The following is an 812-nucleotide window of genomic DNA, read 5'->3' as shown; positions in this document are numbered from 1 at the left end:
GCCCTGGACCGTCCTCGCCATCCTCGCCATGGCCGGCGTCACCTATTTGACGCGGATCGGCGGCTATGTCGTGCTCAGGAACGGCACGCTCAGTCCACGCGCCACCGCCGTGATGGAAGCCGCGCCCGGCTGCGTGCTGATCTCGGTGATCGCGCCCGACTTCGTGTCGAAGAATCCGGCCGATCTGGCGGCGCTCGTCATCACATTGCTCGCGGCGACAAGACTGTCGATGCTGCCGACGGTGGTCATCGGCGTGGCTTCGGCCGGGGTATTGCGGTGGGTTGATGGGGTAAACGCCGGCGGCCCCCCTCTGCCATGCCGGGGCATCTCCCCCAAGGAGGAGATTGGCTCTCCATCGCATCAATTGCCGTAGAGCCCAATTTCGCCAGACTTGATCGCAGCGGTCTCGTCGATCCTGCCCAGATGCTTTTCCAGCGCCAGTCTAGCGGGTCCGCGTCTTGCGGGTCGATGATCGCGGGACATTGTATCGGGCGAATGCCGAGCTGATCCAGGCCGAGCTGCCTCGGCAATCGCGGAGGGCGCTCGCAATTTTAGCGTAGCTTATTTTGCGACACCCACCCGGGCTTGTGGCTTCTCAGCCGCGGCCCGCGCGACGATCGCCTCCAGCGGCTCTGGCCGGTGCAGGAAATAGCCTTGGCCATAGCCGACGCCCATGCCGACGAGGATCTCCAGCGCGCTTTTCCCCTCGACCTTCTCGGCCACGACGGCGCAGCCCATCGAGCGGGCGATGCCGGCGATTGCCGAGACGATCTCGCGGTCGAAGCGGCTGTCGGCGATGTGCTGGACGAAGG

General features: G+C 65.5%; 1 protein-coding gene and 1 pseudogene. One reads left to right on the top strand and one right to left on the bottom strand.

The annotated features are described in order from the left end of the window. Positions 1–28: 28 nt before the first annotated feature. Positions 29–289, top strand: a pseudogene (locus tag EOA60_RS35370) (AzlD family protein); the annotation flags it as partial. Between the two features lie 272 nt (positions 290–561). On the opposite strand, the gene EOA60_RS35365 reads toward EOA60_RS35370, so the two are convergent. Next, the coding region (locus EOA60_RS35365; protein ID WP_164899891.1) for an EAL domain-containing protein at positions 562–812 on the bottom strand (251 nt) is incomplete at its 5' end.

It is taken from the genome of Mesorhizobium sp. M1A.F.Ca.IN.020.06.1.1, from assembly GCF_004023265.1.
Taxonomy (GTDB): Bacteria; Pseudomonadota; Alphaproteobacteria; order Rhizobiales; family Rhizobiaceae; genus Mesorhizobium.
This window is presented reverse-complemented; position numbering and strand designations above follow the sequence as displayed.